General features: G+C 73.3%; 23 protein-coding genes. 16 read left to right on the top strand and 7 right to left on the bottom strand.

Annotated features, from left to right (window positions below; all coding sequences use genetic code 11):
* Positions 1 to 96: 96 nt before the first annotated feature.
* From tatA to ABD143_RS26625, 4 genes are read left to right on the top strand one after another with little or no spacing between them, the layout of a single operon-like run.
* Entirely contained in the window at positions 97 to 258 is a 162-nt protein-coding gene (gene tatA / locus ABD143_RS26640) for a Sec-independent protein translocase subunit TatA (protein ID WP_343984043.1), read from the top strand.
* A 37-nt stretch (positions 259 to 295) separates the two neighbouring features.
* Entirely contained in the window at positions 296 to 595 is a 300-nt protein-coding gene (locus ABD143_RS26635; RefSeq protein WP_343984041.1) for an ArsR/SmtB family transcription factor, read from the top strand.
* The gene (locus tag ABD143_RS26630) at positions 592 to 1341 is read left to right on the top strand and encodes a DUF899 family protein (RefSeq protein WP_343984039.1); all 750 of its coding nucleotides are present in this window, start codon (positions 592 to 594) and stop codon (positions 1339 to 1341) included. Before ABD143_RS26635 ends, ABD143_RS26630 begins: the two co-directional genes overlap by 4 nt.
* Positions 1342 to 1345: 4 nt before the next feature.
* A complete protein-coding gene (locus ABD143_RS26625; RefSeq protein ID WP_343984037.1) occupies positions 1346 to 1798 on the top strand; it encodes a GNAT family N-acetyltransferase in 453 nt (150 codons plus the stop codon).
* Here the strand turns inward: ABD143_RS26625 and ABD143_RS26620 are convergent.
* A complete protein-coding gene (locus ABD143_RS26620; protein WP_343984035.1) occupies positions 1745 to 2443 on the bottom strand; it encodes a TetR/AcrR family transcriptional regulator in 699 nt (232 codons plus the stop codon). The two genes, ABD143_RS26625 and ABD143_RS26620, sit on opposite strands and share 54 nt — an antisense overlap.
* 61 nt (positions 2444 to 2504) lie before the next feature.
* On the opposite strand from ABD143_RS26620, the gene ABD143_RS26615 reads away from it, so the two are divergent.
* From ABD143_RS26615 to ABD143_RS26605, 3 genes are all read left to right on the top strand, one after another.
* The gene (locus ABD143_RS26615) at positions 2505 to 3176 is read left to right on the top strand and encodes a VOC family protein (RefSeq protein ID WP_343984033.1); all 672 of its coding nucleotides are present in this window, start codon (positions 2505 to 2507) and stop codon (positions 3174 to 3176) included.
* Between the two features lie 15 nt (positions 3177 to 3191).
* Positions 3192 to 3371, top strand: coding sequence for a hypothetical protein (locus tag ABD143_RS26610; protein WP_343984031.1), 180 nt, complete (start codon positions 3192 to 3194; stop codon positions 3369 to 3371).
* Between the two features lie 100 nt (positions 3372 to 3471).
* The gene (locus ABD143_RS26605; RefSeq protein WP_343984029.1) at positions 3472 to 4758 is read left to right on the top strand and encodes an acyl-CoA dehydrogenase family protein; all 1287 of its coding nucleotides are present in this window, start codon (positions 3472 to 3474) and stop codon (positions 4756 to 4758) included.
* Positions 4759 to 4831: 73 nt separating this feature from the next.
* On the opposite strand, the gene ABD143_RS26600 is transcribed toward ABD143_RS26605, so the two are convergent.
* Positions 4832 to 5869, bottom strand: coding sequence for an aldo/keto reductase (locus ABD143_RS26600; RefSeq protein WP_425563747.1), 1038 nt, complete (start codon positions 5867 to 5869; stop codon positions 4832 to 4834).
* Between the two features lie 94 nt (positions 5870 to 5963).
* Here ABD143_RS26600 and ABD143_RS26595 point away from each other — a divergent pair, with 94 nt between their 5' ends.
* Entirely contained in the window at positions 5964 to 6653 is a 690-nt protein-coding gene (locus tag ABD143_RS26595; RefSeq protein WP_343984025.1) for an META domain-containing protein, read from the top strand.
* Positions 6654 to 6694: 41 nt separating this feature from the next.
* Here the strand turns inward: ABD143_RS26595 and ABD143_RS26590 are convergent, their stop codons facing one another.
* On the bottom strand, positions 6695 to 6862 hold the full coding sequence (locus tag ABD143_RS26590; protein WP_343984023.1) for a hypothetical protein: 168 nt from the start codon (positions 6860 to 6862) through the stop codon (positions 6695 to 6697).
* 18 nt (positions 6863 to 6880) lie between these two features.
* Between ABD143_RS26590 and ABD143_RS26585 the strand changes: the two genes are divergently transcribed.
* Positions 6881 to 7600, top strand: a complete 720-nt coding sequence (locus tag ABD143_RS26585; RefSeq protein ID WP_343984021.1) for a hypothetical protein — start codon at positions 6881 to 6883, stop codon at positions 7598 to 7600.
* Between the two features lie 12 nt (positions 7601 to 7612).
* On the opposite strand, the gene ABD143_RS26580 is transcribed toward ABD143_RS26585, so the two are convergent.
* The gene (locus tag ABD143_RS26580) at positions 7613 to 8362 is read right to left on the bottom strand and encodes an enoyl-CoA hydratase-related protein (RefSeq protein WP_343984019.1); all 750 of its coding nucleotides are present in this window, start codon (positions 8360 to 8362) and stop codon (positions 7613 to 7615) included.
* A gap of 267 nt (positions 8363 to 8629) precedes the next feature.
* Between ABD143_RS26580 and ABD143_RS26575 the strand changes: the two genes are divergently transcribed.
* From ABD143_RS26575 to ABD143_RS26565, 3 genes are all read left to right on the top strand, one after another.
* Complete coding sequence (locus tag ABD143_RS26575) at positions 8630 to 8965, top strand: histone-like nucleoid-structuring protein Lsr2 (RefSeq protein WP_343984017.1); 336 nt, start codon at positions 8630 to 8632, stop codon at positions 8963 to 8965.
* 39 nt (positions 8966 to 9004) lie between these two features.
* Positions 9005 to 10054: a DUF3047 domain-containing protein gene (locus ABD143_RS26570; RefSeq protein ID WP_343984015.1), complete on the top strand. Its 1050-nt coding sequence runs from the start codon at positions 9005 to 9007 to the stop codon at positions 10052 to 10054.
* Between the two features lie 89 nt (positions 10055 to 10143).
* Positions 10144 to 10503: a nuclear transport factor 2 family protein gene (locus tag ABD143_RS26565; RefSeq protein ID WP_343984013.1), complete on the top strand. Its 360-nt coding sequence runs from the start codon at positions 10144 to 10146 to the stop codon at positions 10501 to 10503.
* A 76-nt stretch (positions 10504 to 10579) separates the two neighbouring features.
* On the opposite strand, the gene ABD143_RS26560 is transcribed toward ABD143_RS26565, so the two are convergent.
* From ABD143_RS26560 to ABD143_RS26550, 3 genes are read right to left on the bottom strand one after another with little or no spacing between them, the layout of a single operon-like run.
* Positions 10580 to 11341 carry an SDR family NAD(P)-dependent oxidoreductase gene (locus tag ABD143_RS26560; RefSeq protein WP_343984011.1) on the bottom strand — a complete coding sequence of 254 codons (762 nt, stop codon included), beginning with the start codon at positions 11339 to 11341 and terminating at the stop codon, positions 10580 to 10582.
* A gap of 51 nt (positions 11342 to 11392) precedes the next feature.
* Positions 11393 to 11959, bottom strand: a complete 567-nt coding sequence (locus ABD143_RS26555; RefSeq protein WP_343984009.1) for a GNAT family N-acetyltransferase — start codon at positions 11957 to 11959, stop codon at positions 11393 to 11395.
* Positions 11960 to 11971: 12 nt separating this feature from the next.
* Positions 11972 to 13174: an MFS transporter gene (locus ABD143_RS26550; RefSeq protein WP_343984007.1), complete on the bottom strand. Its 1203-nt coding sequence runs from the start codon at positions 13172 to 13174 to the stop codon at positions 11972 to 11974.
* A gap of 89 nt (positions 13175 to 13263) precedes the next feature.
* Here ABD143_RS26550 and ABD143_RS26545 point away from each other — a divergent pair, with 89 nt between their 5' ends.
* Genes ABD143_RS26545 through ABD143_RS26530 form a run of 4 tightly spaced genes read left to right on the top strand, consistent with a single transcriptional unit; the run spans position 13264 to position 17361 of the window.
* The gene (locus ABD143_RS26545) at positions 13264 to 14694 is read left to right on the top strand and encodes an alpha/beta hydrolase family protein (RefSeq protein WP_343984005.1); all 1431 of its coding nucleotides are present in this window, start codon (positions 13264 to 13266) and stop codon (positions 14692 to 14694) included.
* Complete coding sequence (locus ABD143_RS26540; RefSeq protein ID WP_343984003.1) at positions 14691 to 16148, top strand: pyridoxal phosphate-dependent decarboxylase family protein; 1458 nt, start codon at positions 14691 to 14693, stop codon at positions 16146 to 16148. Before ABD143_RS26545 ends, ABD143_RS26540 begins: the two co-directional genes overlap by 4 nt.
* Entirely contained in the window at positions 16139 to 16579 is a 441-nt protein-coding gene (locus tag ABD143_RS26535) for a YciI family protein (RefSeq protein WP_343984001.1), read from the top strand. Before ABD143_RS26540 ends, ABD143_RS26535 begins: the two co-directional genes overlap by 10 nt.
* Before the next feature lie 41 nt (positions 16580 to 16620).
* Entirely contained in the window at positions 16621 to 17361 is a 741-nt protein-coding gene (locus ABD143_RS26530; protein WP_343983999.1) for an HAD family hydrolase, read from the top strand.
* Positions 17362 to 17605 lie beyond the last annotated feature (244 nt).

Below are 17605 nucleotides of genomic sequence, written 5' to 3'. Positions count from 1 at the left end.
GGAATTGCGGCACTTTCCAACCATGTCTTTGGGAATTTTCCGGAGCCACCCCACGAGGCGCACAATGAAGTGTTGCTTCTCAACGGGAGGTCGAAAATGGGCGAGCTCAGCCCCTGGCACTGGGCGATCATGATCGGCGTGGCCATCTTGCTGTTCGGCGCGAAACGACTGCCCGACGCCGCGCGCAGCCTCGGCCGGTCCGCGCGGATCCTGCGTTCCGAGATGCGGGCAGCCTCCGAGGACGACAAGAGTTCGTAGGTTGCCAGCTACGTAAGCAAGAGCCTACGATCGGGCGGTGCAGGCCGTCCTGGAAGCCCTGGTCGAACCGCGCAGGCGCGCGATCCTGCGGCTCGTGCGCGACGAGGAGCTGACCGCGGGTGCGATCGCGGGTCGCTTCCCCGACGTCGCGCGCCCCACCGTCTCGCAGCACTTGCGGGTGCTGCGCGGTGCGGGGCTCGTTGCCGAGCGCCGCCAGGGAACGCGCCGCTACTACCGCGCGCAGCCCGACGCGCTCGCCGAGCTGCGTGAGTTTGTCGCCGGCTTTTGGGACGCCCGACTTGCCGACATCAAGCGCATCGCCGAGGAGGAGCCGTGACGACCGCTGAGTGGTGGACGGAGCTCAAGAGCATCACGCTGCACGTCGAGGGCGAGTCGCCGCGGCTGTGGCCCGAGTCCGCGAGCGACGACCACCGCCGCGCCCGCATCGACCTGCGGCGCGCCGAGGAGGCGCTGCGCGAGCAGATCGAGGCCGTCGCCGCGCAGCGCCGCGGCCTGCCGCCCGGCGGCGAGCTGGGGCCCTACACCTTCAGGGAGGGGCCGGCCGACCTCGCCGAGGACGGGCCCGAACGCCCAGTCACGCTTGCGGAGCTGTTCGGCGACCACGACCAGCTCGTCATCTACCACCTGATGTTCCACCCGGAGGACACGGCCGCCTGCGCCGCCTGCTCGATGTTCGTCGACGGGCTGAACGGCGTGGAGCGCCACCTCACCCGGCGCACCGCGTTCGCCGTGATGGCGCCAGCGCCGCTGTCCGCCGTACGCGGCTGGGCGCGCACCCGCGGCTGGTCACGGGTACGGCTGGTGTCGAGCGCCGGCACCTCGTTCCTCGACGACCTCGGTGTGGCCGGGTCGCGCGGCGCGCTCTTCCCGGCGTTCAGCGTGCACGTCCGCGACGGCGACGCGGTGCGCCACGTCGTCACCGAGCCCGCCGACTTCCCCGACGGCACGGGTCGCGGGATGGACCTGATGAGCCCGGTCTGGAACGTGTTCGACCTCCTGCCGCGCGGGCGCGGCGACGGGGACCCGGATAACACCTACCCGTTGGGGCCGCCCGTACGGTGACCGAGTGGACACCGACAGTCCGGCCACCGACGGCCTGGAGATCACCGACGACCGCGACCGGCTCGACGTCGCCCTCGTGCACCGCGAGCTCGCGGCGAGCTACTGGTCCCCTGGCGTGCCGCGGGCGGTCGTCGAGGCCGCGATCGCCGGGTCGGAGTGCTGGAGCGCGCACCGCGACGGCGTGCAGATCGGGTTCGCCCGGCTCGTCACCGATCGCGCCACGTTCGGCTATCTCGCCGACGTGTTCGTCGTCGCCGAAGCCCGCGGCGCGGGAGTGGGCTCCGCGCTCGTCGAGGCCGTCACGGCCCGCGCCGACGAGTACGGGCTCCGCAGGCTGATACTCGCCACCCGCGACGCGCACGGCGTCTACCGGCCCTTCGGCTTCACCGATTCGCCGTCAGGACTACTGATGGAGCGAACCGTCGACCCGGCGGAGCTCTACGGACGTTCCGGGTAGCCCCAGCAGGCCCCGGATGCGCGCCACGAGCCACGCCTCGACGCGCTCGTCACTCCAGCCCACGCCGTCGACGAGGCGGGCGTACAGGTCGGGGGCCATGTAGATCCACAGCTCTTCGGCCGCCGCATCGACGTCGAAACCCTCCGGCGGCGGCGCCTTCGCCACGAGCGTCTCCAGCCAGAACCGGGCGCCCGTCAGGCGTTGCTGCTCGCTGGACTCCCACAGCTCGCGCAGCCCGTCCTCGCCACCTGCGGCCGCGCCGCGCAGCACACCGTCGATCCCGGCGTAGCGGCGGTTCACCCCCATGATCGACGCCGCGACGTGCAGGATTGCGCGCTCCTGGTCGGGCTCATCGCGCGCCGACACCGCACGCTCGCGCTCGTTGATCATCACCGGCTCGTCGTCGCCTGCCATCGCGACGTCGCGCACGACCTTGAGCAGCGTCTGCTTGTTGCCCACCGCCGTGAAGACGGTCGGCTTGCTGACCCCTGCGCGCGCGGCCACCTGCTCCACCGTGGTGGCGCCGTAGCCCTGCTCGAGAAACAGCTCCCGGGCGGCGGCGAGCACGGCGCTACGGGTGGCGTGGGCCTGCCTGCGGCGCAGGGGGGACTCGTACCCGCGCCGGGAGGTGTTGACGTCGGACACCGGGCGATCCTACTCTACGTATCTTCGTTAGATACATGGTAGATCAAAATGGGGGGTCGGGATGTTCCGACAGGTCGTCGCCCACCGGTGGGCCGAGGATGCGACCGAGGCCGACCGCGAGGGCTTCCGCGCCGCGATGGAATCCCTGCGGGCGATCCCGGAGCTGTCCGCGCTCCGCTACGGAGACGACGCCGCGCATTTCGCGGGGAACCACGAGTTCGTCGCCGTCCTCGACTTCCCGGACTTCGCCGCGGCCCGCCGCTACGTCGACGCCGAACCGCACCGCCGGTTCGTCACCGAGTACGCGATGCGGGTCGTCGACGCGAGGGTGGTGGTGCAGCACGTCTGGGCCGAAGGGGCGCCCAGCGGGCTGCACCACGTCAAGCTCCCCGCCAGCGACGTCGAGCGCAGCCGTGAGTGGTACGGCCGCGCGTTCGGCTTCGTGGACGAGGTGGAGTTCCGCGAGGACGGCGTGCTCCGCGGGGTCGGGCTCCGGCACCCGGATGCCGATATGCGGCTGGCCCTGCGGGAGGACGCGGAGCGGGCTCGCGCGCTCGCCGGTTTCGACTCCGTCTGCCTCGCCGTCGGTATCAGGGCCGACCTCGACGCCCTCCTCGAGAGACTGGACGACGCAGGCATCCCGCACACCGACCCCGTTGCGGGGTACCGGGGCTGGGCCGCCGACGTCCCCGATCCGGACGGCCACCTCGTCCGGATCCACACCCTCGCCTGAGAAGGGACGAGCACGATGACGCACGGCACGAGCGACTTGAGCGCAGGGCACGAGCACGACCGCCACTGCTATTGGGACCACATGCAGTGCGGCTGGGTCTGCGGCCCCCGTCCGGCTGCCGAACCCCGCGCCGCGGCAGAGACACCGGAGCAGGCCGACGCGACGCCCGACCGCTCGCTCGCCCCCGCCCACTGAGCTACCCGGCTGGAATTCGCGCTGTCGCCGTGATCCGCACGAGGCACGATGGCCGCCGGGGCTGCTCGGTCCCGCTGGCGACGATGCGGAGGCGCGGACGATGGCGTGGGACTTCTCGACCGAACCGGAGTTCGAGGCGCAGCTCGAGTGGATGCGCGGGTTCGTCCGCGACGAGGTCATCCCGCTGGAGACCCTCGACCTGGACCGGGAGACGTTCGCCCGGATCACCGTCCCACTGAAGGAGCAGGTGAAGGAGCGGGGGTTGTGGGCCGCGCACCTGCCTCCCGAGCTCGGCGGCGGCGGGTTCGGGCAGGTCCGGCTCGGCCTGATGCACGAAATCCTCGGCCAGTGCCGCTTCGCGCCGGGGATCTTCGGCAACCAGGCGCCGGACTCCGGCAACGCTGAGCTGCTCGCCATCGGCGGCACCCCGGAGCAGAAGGAGCAGTGGATGCACCCGCTCCTGCGGGGCGAGCTGCGCAGCTGCTTCTCGATGACCGAACCGGGGGCGGGTGCCGACCCGACGCTGCTGGCCACGCGTGCCGTCCGGGACGGGGACGAGTACGTGATCAACGGGCACAAATGGTTCTCGTCGAACGCATCGCACGCCGACTTCCTCATCGTGATGGCGGTGACCGACCCGGACGTCTCCGCCTACCAGGGCTCGTCCATGTTCGTCGTGCCCGTGGACACCCCCGGCGTCGAGATCGTGCGCGACATCCCCGTGATGGATCACCCGGCCGTCGGCGGCGACCTCTACGGCGGGCACGCCGAGGTGCTCTACCGGGACGTCCGCGTGCCCGCCGGAAACCTAGTGGGCAACGAGGGCGATGGCTTCCGCCTCGCCCAGCAGCGCCTCGGCCCCGGCCGGATCCACCACGCGATGCGCTGGCTCGGCCAGTCCAAGCGGGCGTTCGACATGCTCTGCGAGCGCGCCGTGAGCCGCTACACACACGGCTCGGTGCTCGCGGACAAGCAGATGGTGCAGGACTGGGTGGCCACGTCCGCCGCCGAGATGCAGGCGGCCCGGCTGCTCACGCTGCACGCGGCCTGGACGATGGACCGGGTCGGCGCGAGCAATGCCCGCATCGAGATCGGGATGATCAAGTACTGGGGCGCCAAGGTGCTCCACGACGTGATCGACCGGGCGATCCAGGTCAACGGCTCGCTCGGCTTCTCCGGCGACCTCCCGCTCGAGGAGATGTACCGGGCCGCCCGCGCCGCCCGGATCTACGACGGGCCCGACGAGGTGCACAAGGCCACGGTGGCCAAGCGGATCCTGCGCGGCTACGCCCCGGTGGACGTCCCGACCGAGCACGTCCCGACCCGCGCCGAAGCCGCGCGGAAGAAGTTCGCCGGGTACCTGGACGCGGCGACGGCGAACCTTTAGGAGCGCCCTGAACAACTCGGCCCTACTGCGCGACGCCCGCTACGGGCGGAGTTGTTCAGGACCCTCCCAGCCGTCACCAGCGCTGGTGCACGTGCGGGTGGATCAGCTCGTCGTAGACCGCGCGGACCTCCGCGTGCACCTCCGCCCCCAGCGGGGACAGCGCAGCGGCGGCGGTGTTGGCGGCGGCCTGCTCGGCGTTGCGCGCGCCGGGGATGACCACGGTGAGCTGGGGCTGGTCGATGATCCAGCGCAGCGCGAGCTGCGCCATCGTGGCGTCGGGTGGCACCAGCGGGCGCAGCCGCTCCACAGCCTCCAGCCCCACCTCGTAGGGCACCCCGGCGAAGGTCTCCCCCACGTCGAACGACTCGCCGTGCCGGTTGAAGTTGCGGTGGTCGTCGGCGTCGAAGGCGGTGGTCGCGGTGTAGCGGCCCGACAGCAGCCCGGACGCGAGCGGCACCCGGGCGATGATCGCGACACCCGCGTCGGCGGCCGCGGGCAGGACGTCCTCGATCGGCTTCTGCCGGAAGGCGTTCAGGATGATCTGGACGCTCGCGACGCCGGGCCGGGCTATCGCGATGAGGGCCTCGTCGACGGTCTCGACGCTCACCCCGTACGCGGCGATCCGCTGCTCCTCGACCAGCTCGTCGAGCGCGTCGTAGACCGCGTCACTGGAGTAGACGGGTGTGGGCGGGCAGTGCAGCTGCACCAGGTCCAGCGTGTCGACGCCGAGGTTGGCGCGGGAGCGGTCGTTCCAGGCGCGGAAGTTCTCGCGCCTGTAGTTCTCCGGCACCTGCTCGACGCGCCTGCCCATCTTCGTGGCCACTGTCAGCCCCGCGCCGGCGCCGCGCTCGCGCAGGAACCGGCCGATGAGGGTCTCGCTCCGGCCGTCGCCGTAGCCGTCGGCCGTGTCGAGGAAGGTGACGCCGCCGTCGACGGCTGCGTGCAGCACGGCCAGCGCGTCCGACTCGTCGACGTGACCCCATCCGGACCCGAGCTGCCAGCAACCCAACCCGACCACACCCACATCGCGGCCGAGCCTCTTCGCATTCCGCTTCTCCACGTACCAGAGCCTATGCAACCGCCTGCGGGGCTCGTTCCGTCCTGTGGGCATGCACCTCGCACGAGTCCTCGCCGGGCTGGCAGTCCTCGCCGTGACCGCCTGCGGCCAGCCCGCCGCGCCCTCCGCAGGAGCAGGAGGAGAACCAGTGGACCCCAGCGCTCTGGTCGGCACCTGGTCGGTGACCGGCACCGGCGCCGTGCTCGCCGTCGACCCGCACGGATTCGAGCTGCGCGACGGCACCGACGTGCGGTTCGGCAGCTGGCGGGCCGACCCGTCAGGGCTGTTCGTCGCGCACGTCACCGGCGCAAGCGGCGCCACGCAGGCGCCGCCCGACGCGTCGACGCCGCCGTGGCTGGCCGCGGCCGCCACCGTCGCGGCCGAGGGCACGGACCTCGTCCTGCACGACGCCGCGGGCGAACCGACAGCGCGGCTGTCCCGGCAGGCGGGGCCGACGGCGGCTCCCGGAGCCCCGGAGGCCCGGACGGGGCAGGCGGATCCCCTGCCGCCGGGCCTGGAACCGGCCGATCGCTCCCGGCTGCCCGGCCGGTGGGCGCCGGCGGAAACGTCCACGGCACCACAGCCGCCGCACGTCGAGCTGGCGGCGGACGGCTCCTGGACCGGCTCGGACGGCTGCAACTCGGCGGCCGGCCGCTGGACGGCGGGCCCGCGCGGGATCTTCCTTGCCACGAGCGGCCCGTCGACGCTGATGGCCTGTGAGGGCATGGTCGGCGTGCCGGGCTGGCTGGGAGCGGCAGCGCGCGCGGGGTTCGACGGCGAGACGCTGGTCCTGCTGGACGCAGACGCCCATGAGCTCGGCCGCCTGCAACGCGCCTGACCGACGGCACCCTATGTGCGGTGCACGGGGCGTGTGTGCAGTCAGGGGTTGGGCAGGCGGGCGGCGCTCTCCGCCACCCGCTCGTGCAGGCGCGAGCGGATCTCGTCCGGCGTGTAGGACCGCCTGCGCCGCTCCGCACGGACCGCGACGACACCCGTGGCCGCCACCCCGGCGAGCCCTGCCAGCCCGAGCCACTTCCACCAGCGCATCCGACTAGCCTATCGGCCGTGCCGGGCAGCGTGATCACCCTCGAGCGCGCCTGCGAGCTGGCGCGCACCGGAGACATCTGGGTGTTCCGCGGCAGCAGCGGCGCCGACCGGGCCATCCGCGGTCTGACCAACGCCCCGGTCAACCACGTCGGCATGACGATCGCGGTCGACGACCTCCCGCCGCTGATGTGGCATGCCGAGCTGGGGCGCGCGCTGCCGGACCTGTGGTCGGGCACCCACCACCGCGGCGTCCAGCTGCACGACCTGCGCGACGCCGTGCTGCAGTGGGGGCACCGCTACGGGCAGCGGGCCTGGCTGCGCCAGCTCGAAGGCCCGGTCGACCGGGCGACGGAGGACGCCGGGCTCCGCGCCGTCGCGCGCCTCGACGGCACCCCGTTCCCGTCGACGGCGAAGCTGGCCGGGCGCTGGCTGCGCGGACGCGCCCCAGCCCTCCGGCGCCGCCGCGCGGCCGACGGCGAGGCGGAACAGGCGAGCCTGGAAACGGCCTACTGCGCCGAGGTCGTCGCCCTGACGTACGAGGAGATGGGGCTGCTCGCCGAGCACCGCAGCCCGAGCTGGTACGACCCGGGCCGGTTCTGGAGCGGCGACGACCTCGGCCTGGCGCCGGGCTTCCGGCTCGGCGGGGAGATCGAGGTGGCGCTGCCGCCCGCGCCCGTGCGGGCCGAGCCACGGCGGTCCGAGCGGTCGCGCCGGCAACGAGTGCTCGGCAGGCGCTGAGTTGGGAAAGTCCTAGCGGCCCGTCCAGTACGGCTCGCGCTTCTCACGGAAGGCCGCGATGCCCTCCTGCGCGTCGGCCGAGGCGGTGATCGCCGCCTGTGCGTGCTCGGTGGCCGCCCAGCCGCGCTCGTCCTCGGCCGCCGCGACCTCGCGGAGGGCGCCGAGCGTGGCGCGCTGGGCCACCGGGGCGTGCGCGCAGACCCGCCCGGCCAGCTCCAGCGCAGCCGCCTCCGCCTCCCCCGGCTCGACTAGCCGGTTGACGAGCCCGAGCGACCACGCCCGCTCCGCTCCGAGAGGGTCGCCGGTGAGCAGCATCTCGGCCGCGATGTTGCGCGGGAGCGCCCGCGGCGCCCGGAACAGCGCGCCGCAGTTCGCGACGAGGCCGCGGGCGGTCTCCGGAAGGGCGAACCGGGCGGTGCGGGCGGCCACGACGAGGTCGCAGGCCAGCACGAGCTCGAACCCGCCCCCGTAGGCGAGGCCCTCGACGGCCGCCACCAGCGGTGTCCTGCGGTCGCGCCGCACGACGCCGTAGTTCCCGCCGCGCGGGGTGGGGCTGCCCGCGCCCGCGGCCAGGTCGGTGCCTGCCGAGAACGCCTCCGGGGTGCCGGCGAGCACGCCTGCCCACAGATCGGGGTCGTCGTCCAGTTCGTTCAGCGCGGCGTCGAGCCCCGCCGTCATCGCCGGGTCGATGGCGTTGCGCTTCGCCGCGCGGTCCATACGGACCACCAGCACCCGTCCCTGTCGCTCCACCGTCACGCCCACGTCGGGGGAGCCTAGGACACGCCCCGGGCCGGACGGCGCTCTTTCCGCCGCCCCGGATGCCATTAGGCCGGAATCGCGATGCTGCGACCGGCGCCGGACGGGTGGCCCGGACCCGGCTAACAGACCCCGATCGACAATACGCTACCTGTTCCTTTATCATGCTTCTCGCAAATAGCAGCCGCCTCGTTCGGAAGCCGCGGACACCCCTCACGTTGCCGTTCTCGAGGGACCTCGGTGTATCCGGAACACCTCGGAAAGGCAGTGGACGTGGCAAAGCAGACGACCGTCACCCTGGTCGACGACCTGGACGGCAGCGAGGCCGACGAGCAGGTCGAGTTCGCGGTCGACGGCAAGGCCTACGAGATCGACCTGTCGGCGACCAATAGCGCCAGATTGCGCGACGCCCTCGCGCCCTTCATTTCCGCTGCTCGCCGCACTGGTGGTCGCAGGCGTTCGGCCGCTGCGGCTGCCTCGGTCCGCCCGAGCACCGACCGGGAGCAGAACCAGGCCATTCGGGAATGGGCCACGCAGCAGGGGATGAAGATCTCGGAGCGCGGGCGCATCCCGTCCAACGTGCTCGAGGCCTACCACCAGAACCACTGATCGCCCCCCGCGCGGCGGCGGATCTGCCAGGGTGGGCCGATGACGCGGCCGGCATCGAAACCCCCCGTGGCCGTGCACCTGGTGCTGCCGGGCAGCGTTCGGCCGTGGACTGCCACCGGCCTGACGGTCCGCCGCGGCGACCGCGTCACGCTGCTCGGCTCGGGGCGCATCAACTGGGGTGACGGGCACGGTGGCGCCAAGTACCACCTGTGGGGCCGGGTGCCGGGCGGCCGCATCTTCGGGTGCACGCAGGACACCGCCACCGTCGTGGCCGATCGCTCCGGTCCGCTGGAGCTGTGTGTGTACCTCGGGTGCTGGGCCGACGCGTCCGGCACCCTGGCGGTCGGCCACGACGCGTACGGGCCGGAGCGGGGCTCGCTCGACGTCACGGTGCTGCATTGGCCGCGGGACGCCGACCCCGTCGACGGCCTGGCCACGCTCCCCGACGGCATGGCCGACCCCGCGCTGGCCCGCGCCGAGCGCTCCCGGCTGCAGGACCCCGTGGTGCCGCCCGCGGGCTGGAACTACCTGCTCGACGTGGGGCCCGGCGACATCTTCCGGCACGCCGCGGCCGACGGCCGGCCTGCCATCGAGGTGCACTGCCACGACGACGCGGGCGTCCTGGAGAAGGACGTCGACGTCGAGCTGACCGCGGGCACCACCGTCGAGTGGAGCTGGCGCGTGGAGACGCTCCCCGGCCGCGGCCCCGAGAACACCCCGTGGAGCCACGACCTGCTCGGCGTATCCGCCGTGCTCGACGACGGCCCCGGCGCACGGCGGTCGTCGAGCATCACGTGGTTCTGGAGCACCACCCTCGAACCCGAGGACGACACGTTCGTCTGCCCCGCCCGCGCCCACGTCGAGCACGCGGCGCACGTGCCGGTGCGCCGCGGCGCGGCCGGGCTGGGCCGCTGGCGCCGGGAGACCCGGGACGTGTGGTCCGACCACGGGCGCTTCGTCGGCCCGTCCCCCGCCCGGTTGGCGTCGCTGCGGCTGGTGGCCGTCAGCCACTTCGGCCACGGCACGGGGCGCGCGGCCTTCCGCGACGTCGTGCTGAACACCGCCGGCCGCCGCATCCAGGTGCTCTGACGGCTCCCGCATTACCTCTGAGGTGATCGACCGGCGGCACGGGCCGGGCGAGGCTCGTTCCTGTCAGACAGCAACAGGAAGGAACCCCGATGACCACCACGCTCGTAACGGACTACCTGACGGCCTGGAACACCAGGGACGACGGCGCCCGGCGCGTCGCGATCGAGAAGGCGTTCGCGCCGGACGCGCGATACGTCGACCCGCTGGCCGATGTGACCGGCACCGATGCGATCGACGCCCTGATCGCCGGTGTGCAGCAGCAGTTCCCCGGCATGGAGTTCCGCCCGGTCGGCGATGTCGACGCCCACCATGACGTCTGCCGTTTCCGCTGGGGACTCGGCCCGGCAGGCGCGGAGCCGCTGGTGATCGGCTTCGATGTGGCGACGGTGGACGAGGATGGCCGCATCACAACGGCCCAGGGTTTCCTGGACAAGGTCCCAGCGGCCTGACCCCGCCCCCGAACGCAAGGAAAGCCACTTTGCTTGCGTCTAGCGCAATGAAAGTGGCTTTCCTTGCACGGGGCGGCTAGCGGGGGGCCATGCGGATCGCGCCGTCCAGGCGGATGACCTCGCCGTTCAGCATCGGGTTGGCCACGATGTGCGCGGCCAGCGCGCCGTACTCCGCGGGGTCGCCCAGCCGGGCCGGGTGCGGCACCTGCTGGCCCAGCGAGGCCCTGGCCTCCTCGGGGAGCCCGGCGAGCAGCGGGGTGTCGAACAGGCCCGGTGCGATCGTGACCACGCGGATCATGGCGCTCGCGAGGTCGCGGGCGATGGGCAGCGTCATGCCCACCACCCCGCCCTTCGACGCGGAGTAGGCCGCCTGGCCGATCTGCCCATCGAACGCGGCGACGGACGCGGTGTTGATGATCACACCGCGTTCGTCGCCCACCGGGTCGTGCTTGACCATCCGCTCGGCGGCCAGCCGGATCACGTTGAACGTGCCGATGAGGTTGATCTCGACGACCCGGGTGAAGTCGGCGAGGGGGAAGACGCCCTTCTTGCCGATGGTCCGGATCGCGCTGCCGGTGCCCGCGCAGTTGACGGCGACCCGCAGCGGGCCGAGCTCGTCCGCGACGTCGAGGGCGGCGGCGACGTCGTCCTCGCTGCGGACGTCAGCGGCCGCGAACCTGGCCGTGTCGCCGAGCTCGGCGGCCCGTTCCGCGCCCGCGGAGGTGGGGAGGTCGAGGATCACCACCCTCGCGCCTGCCGCCGCCAGCGCCTTCGCCGTGGCGAGACCGAGCCCGGACGCGCCTCCCGTGACCAGCGCGACGCCGTCGGTGATGTTCACTGTGCCTGCCCCTCGTCGTACCGTGAGTGCCGAAACCGTCAGTGCTGACTGTCATACCACCGGGGACGCGGGGGCGCGCAAGCGCCAGACCACGTCGAGACCGACCTCACCCGCCGTGAGCTCCTCCTGCGGGGGGCGGCGGTCCACCTCGGTGAAGCCGAGCCTGCGCGGAATGGCCCCGCTCGCCACGTTGGCGGCGTCGTGCACGATCTCGACGCGGTCGGCCCCGATGCGGAACGCCTCCTCCGCGAGCGCGGCGGCGGCGCCGGTGGCGTAGCCGCGGCGGGTGTGCCCGGGGTGCACCCAGTAGCCGATCTCGAACCCGCCCGGCCCGATCCGCGCCATCATCGAGCAGCCGCCCACGACGGTGTCAACCTGCGCGATGATCGCGTAGTCGTGGTCGGTGCCCCACCGCTCGTCGGTGCCGGCGATGTAGGTCTCCGCGTCGCTGGTCGAATAGCCCTGCGCCGCCCACGGCATCCACGGCGCGAGGTGCTCGATCGACTCGCGCACGGCCCGGTAGAGCGCGTCGGCGTCGGCCGCGCGCCACCGGCGCAGCCTCACGGGTCCCGCGGACAGCTCGTCGGCGGCGTTCAGCACATCGCGATCGTGCCGCATCGGGCGCGATGATCACTCGGCCGCGGGTGCCGGGTCCACGACGCCGCGACGGCCGTACCGGGAGCGGGCGAGCGCCGCTGCCACGGCGAGCGGCACGGCGAGTACGAGCGCCCCGACGAACACGGCACCGAACGCCCCTGCCTCGGCGAGCGGCCCGGCCGCCGCGGTGCCCGCCGCGCTGCCCAGGAACAGCAGCGCCGCGAACAGCGCCACCGCGGTGGCGCGCTCCGCCGGCACGACCTCGGTGGCCCAGCTCTGCAGGGTGGTGTGCAGGAACGCCCAGGAGCCGCCGACCAGCAGACCCGCCAGTGCGACCGTCGGGAGGGTCACGGCCACCGCGACGGCGGCCCAGCCCGCGACGAGGAGGATGCCGCCGACGCTGGCCAGCGCGCTGGCCGAGAGCCGCCCGACCAGCATCCGGACCACCCGCGACCAGGCCAGGGCACCGACGCCGAAGGACGCGGCGACGAGACCGGCCAGCGCCGCCGACGACCCCATGGACTGCACGGCGGGCGCGAGGTAGGTGAGGACGCCGATCACGGTGATGCCCTCGACGAACACGATGACGAACACCGTGAGCGCCCACCGGTGACGCAGCACGGTGGCGATCGAGCGCAGCGGGCTGCCCGTGACCGGGGCGCGCTCGGGCTCGGGGAGCCGGCGCAGCGCCACCCAGAGCACGGCGGCCGCGAACCCCGTGACCGCCGGGACCACCCGCCATCCGATGAGGTCGGCGAGCAGGCCCGCCCCCGCGGTGGCGAGCGCGATCCCGAACGACGAGGCGGCGAGCACGTCGGCGAGCGGGCGCTGCCGCACCCGCGGCGGCCACATGTCCCCGACGTAGACCAGCGTGGACGGGATGAGCGCCGCGAAGCACCCGCCCGCGACGGTGCGGGTGATCCCGAGCACGAGCAGGTTGGGCGCCACCGCCGACCCGAAGCCCGCCAGCGCCGAACCCAGCAGCGACAGCCGCATCACGCGCACCCGCCCGATGCGGTCGCTGATCATCCCCCACACCGGCTGCATGAGCCCATAGGCCAGGAAATACGCGCTCGCCACGCCCGCGACGGCGGATAGTGGGACACCCATGTCGAGGCCGATCACCACGAGGAGCGGGGCGATGGCGAACCGGTCGCAGTTGCTGGTCAAGGCGGCGAGCTGCAGCAGGCGGAGCCTGCCCCGCTCCCCCACGCTGGAGGCGGTATCGGTCGACACCCGATGACCATGCGCCGCCGACGCCGCATGCGCTGCCCCCGCGAGACGTGACAACGGACACCCCCGGGTGGGTGGTTACGGTGGGGCCCATGCGCCGATCGATCTTGGGCCTCCTGGTGCCGCTTCTGGCCGTGGCCCTGGCGGCCGGTTGCTCGGCGTCCGCCCCGCCCCCTCCCGCCCCGCCCCCAGCCACCCCGCCCCCGGCCACCGCCGTCCCGACGGTGGAGGGCGACTGGCACGGCCGCATCGAGCTGCCGGGCTCGCCGCTGGACATCGGCGTGCGCCTGACCGGCGGCGGCGGCACGTTCGACCTCCCGGCGCAGGGGCTCTTGGCGCTGCCGCTGACGAACCTCCGGGTCACCGACCGGTCCGTGCGTTTCGACCTGCCCGACGTCCCCGGCAACGCCGCGTTCGACGGCGTCCTGTCCGAGGACGGCACGAGCATCTCGGGGAACTACACCCAGGCCGGTCAGACGCTCCCGTTCTCGCTGGCCCGCGGCCCGCTCGCGGCCCCGGCCCGGCCGCAGGAGCCGCATCCGCCCTTCCCGTACCGAAGCGACGACGTGATCTACCCCAGCGGGAGCCTGACGCTGGCCGGCACGCTCACCCGCCCGGTGGGCGCCGGCCCGTTCCCCGCTGTCCTGCTCCTCAGTGGGAGCGGCCCGCAGGACCGCGACGAGTCGATCTCGGGCCACAAGCTTTTCCTGCTGCTGGCCGACAGGCTCACCCGCGCCGGGTTCGCCGTGCTCCGGGCGGACGACCGCGGCGTCGGCGGGTCGGGCGGGGACCTGGGCCAGGCGACGTACGACGACCTCGCCGCCGACGCACTCGCCGGCGTCGCGTTCCTGCAGCGCAGGCCGGATGTCGACCCGGGCCGGATCGGGCTGCTCGGGCACAGCGAGGGCGGGTACCTCGCTCCGCTCGTCACGCAGCGGGCGGCGGGCGTGGTCGAGTTCGTGGTGCTCGTCGCCGGTCCGGCCGTGCGCGGCCAGGACGTGCTCGAGCTGCAGAACCGGATGATCCTGGAGCAGGTGGGCGCCCCGCCCGCTCAGGTGGAGGCCCAGGTCGCCTACGTCCGCGAGCTGTCGCGGCTGCTTGCCGCCGGGCAGGACGACGCCGCCCGGCAGCTCGCTCGCGACCGCATCACCGAACAGATCGCGGCGCTGCCCGCGGACCAGCGGCCCACCCCGGAGGAGATCGAGGCCCAGCTCCCGGTCTCGCCGGCGTTCCGGTCGTTCGTCACCTACGACCCCGCACCCGCGCTGGCCGCCCTGAACGTGCCGGTGCTCGCGCTGTTCGGAGGCAAGGACCTGCAGGTGCCGCCGTCGCAGAGCGAACCGGCCATGCGCGCGCTGCTCGCCGGCAACCCCGCCGCGACGGTGCGGGTACTCCCGGGCCTCAACCACCTCATGCAGCCTGCCGCTACGGGCTCGCCGACCGAGTACGCGTCCATCGAGACGACGATGGCGCCTGAGGCGCTCGACCTCATCACCGGATGGCTGCAGGAGAACGCGCGATGACCGACCTCGACCCCGACGAGTTCCGCAGGCTCGGCCACGCCGTGGTCGACTGGATCGCGGGCTACCGCGCCGGCCTCGGCGACCTCCCGGTGCGCCCCGAGGTCGAGCCGGGCTGGGTGCGCGCGCAGCTCCCGGCCGCGCTGCCCGAGGAGCCGGGCGGGCTGGAGGCGCTGCTCGGCGAGGTCGACAGGGTGGTCGTGCCGGCGAGCACGCACTGGCAGCACCCCGGGTTCTTCGGCTACTTCCCGGCCAACGCGTCCCTGCACTCCCTGCTCGGCGACATGCTGTCGGGCGGGCTCGGCGTGCAGGGGATGCTCTGGTCCACCTCACCTGCGGCCACGGAGGTCGAGCAGGTGCTGCTCGACGGCTTCGCCGACGCGCTCGGCCTGGACCCGGCGTTCACGTTCGCGGGTGGCGGCGGCGGGTCGATCCAGGACTCGGCGTCCTCCGCCGCGCTCGTCGCGCTGCTCGCGGCCCTGCACCGCGGCTCCCCGGACTGGCGGGAGTCCGGCGTCGACGGCACCGAGCGCGTCTACGTCACCGCCGAGACGCACTCGTCGCTGGCCAAGGCCGTGCGGGTGGCGGGGCTGGGGGCGAAGGCGCTGCGGGTCGTCGATCCCGCGCCCGGCTCGCTCGCGATGTCCCCGACGGCGCTCGCGGCCGCGATGAAGGCCGACATCGCCGCGGGCCTGCGGCCTGTGCTCGTCTGCCCGACCGTGGGCACCACGGGCACCGGAGCGATCGACCCGGTCCGCGAGGTGGCGACGGTCGCCCGCGAGCACGGCACCTGGGTGCACGTCGACGCGGCGTGGGCGGGGGTCGCGGCGGTGTGCCCGGAGTTCCGCTGGGTCGTGGACGGCACGGAGCTGGTCGACTCGTTCTGCACCGACGCGCACAAGTGGCTGCTCACCGCGTTCGACGCATCGCTGCTCTGGGTCCGCGACGCCGACGCGCTGCCCGGGGCCCTGTCGATCACGCCGGAGTACCTGCGCAACGCCGCGTCCGAGTCCGGGGCGGTCGTCGACTACCGGGACTGGCAGGTGCCGCTCGGGCGCCGGTTCCGGGCGCTCAAGCTCTGGGCCGTGGTGCAGGGGCTGGGGCTGCGCGGGCTGCGCGAGCACGTCCGCGGGCACGTGGCGCTCGCCGCCGACCTGACCGAGTGGGTGCGCGAGGACCCCGCTTTCGAGCTGGCCGCGCCGCCGTCGCTCGCACTCGTCTGCCTGCGCGTGGTCACCGGCCGCGGCGCCGACGCCGACGACTCCGCGACGCGGACTGTGCTGGAGCGCGTCAATGCGTCCGGGACGGCGCTGCTCACCCACACCGTGGTCGACGGGCGGTACGTGATCAGGGTCGCGATCGGGTCCGTCGCCACTGGCCCCGAGCACGTCGGGGCACTCTGGGCGCAGCTACGCTCCGCCGCCGAGGACGTCGAAGGGGGAAACCGATGCGCGTGATGGTCCTGATGAAGCCCGGCCCGGCCGCGGAGGCCGGCGAGATGCCCAGCGAGGAGCTGTTCACGGCCATGGGCCGCTACAACGAGGAGCTGGTGGCCGCGGGGGTGCTGGTGGGCGGCGACGGGCTGCACCCCAGCGCGCAGGGGGCGCGGGTGCGGTACTCCCGCGGGAAGCAGACCGTGATCGACGGCCCGTTCGCCGAGGCGAAAGAGCTGGTGGCGGGGTACTGGATCTGGCAGGTGGAATCCCTTGAGGAGGCCGTGGAGTGGGCCAAGCGGTGCCCGCACGGCCCGGTCGAGGGTGAGGCGGAGCTCGAGATCCGGCGCATCTTCGAGGTGGAGGACTTCGCGCCGATCGCCACGCCGGAGATCCTGGAGCACAACGAGCGGCTCCGCGCACAGGTGGCCGAACAGCAGGCCGGGAACGCCTGAGCACGAGTTCTTCTCGGCGGGCCACTGGGTACCCGGGCGCTGTGGATCCCGATCAAGCCCGGCCCGAAACCGCCCCTCCGGACACCGCCCCTCCGGACACCGCCCCTCCGGACACCGCGGTGTTCGACGTCGACGGCACCCTCGTCGACACCAACTACCAGCACGCGATCGCGTGGTTCCGGTCCTTCCGCCGGCACGGCATCACGCTCCCGCTCTGGCGGCTGCACCGGGCCATCGGGATGGGCGGCGACCAGCTCGTCGCCGCGGTGGCAGGCGAGGACGTCGAGGCGCGGCTCGGCGACGACCTCCGCGCCGGGTGGGCCGAGGAGTTCGCCCCGATGCTCGACGAGGTGCAGCCCTTCGAGGGCGTGCCCGGGCTGCTCACCGAGGTCAGGGAGCGGGGCTTCCGGATCGTGCTCGCCAGCTCGGGCAAGGCGGAGCACGTGGAGCACTATCTCGGCCTCTTCGACGGCAAGAAGCTTGCCGACGACTGGACGACGTCCGCCGAGGTGCAGCGCACGAAGCCCGCGCCCGACCTGCTGGAGGCCGCGATGCGCAAGGTCGGCGGGACGGCCGGGGTGCTGGTGGGCGATTCGGTGTGGGACTTCCGCGCCGCGGAGGCCTTCGGCGCCCCCGGCTACGCCGTGCTCAGCGGCGGGTTCTCGGCGGACGAGCTGCGCGCCGCGGGCGCCCGCGAGGTCTTCGAGTCACCCGACGAGCTCCGGCGCCGCCTGGACGAGACGCTGCTCGCGAGGGCCGCGACCCGCTCGGCCGGTCCCTAGTAGTGCTTTGTTATGTCGTGTCTGTTGGGGTCGGGCGTCGAGTTGGGATGGGCTGCAGGCAGGTGCGGCAGGCGCCGGTCCAGACGCTGAGCAGGGTCTGGAGTTCGCGGAGTACGGCGTAGAGGGTCGGGCCGGCGCAGGGGCTTTTGGGTCGTGGCGCAGTTGGGTGCGGAACGCTTGTGCCAGCGCGGTGAGGGTGACGTGGCGGTGCCAGCCGATGTAGCTGCGGCCTTCGAAATGGTCC

Source organism: Pseudonocardia aurantiaca (genome assembly GCF_039526725.1).
GTDB classification, from domain to species: Bacteria; Actinomycetota; Actinomycetes; order Mycobacteriales; family Pseudonocardiaceae; genus Pseudonocardia; species Pseudonocardia aurantiaca.
This window is presented reverse-complemented; position numbering and strand designations above follow the sequence as displayed.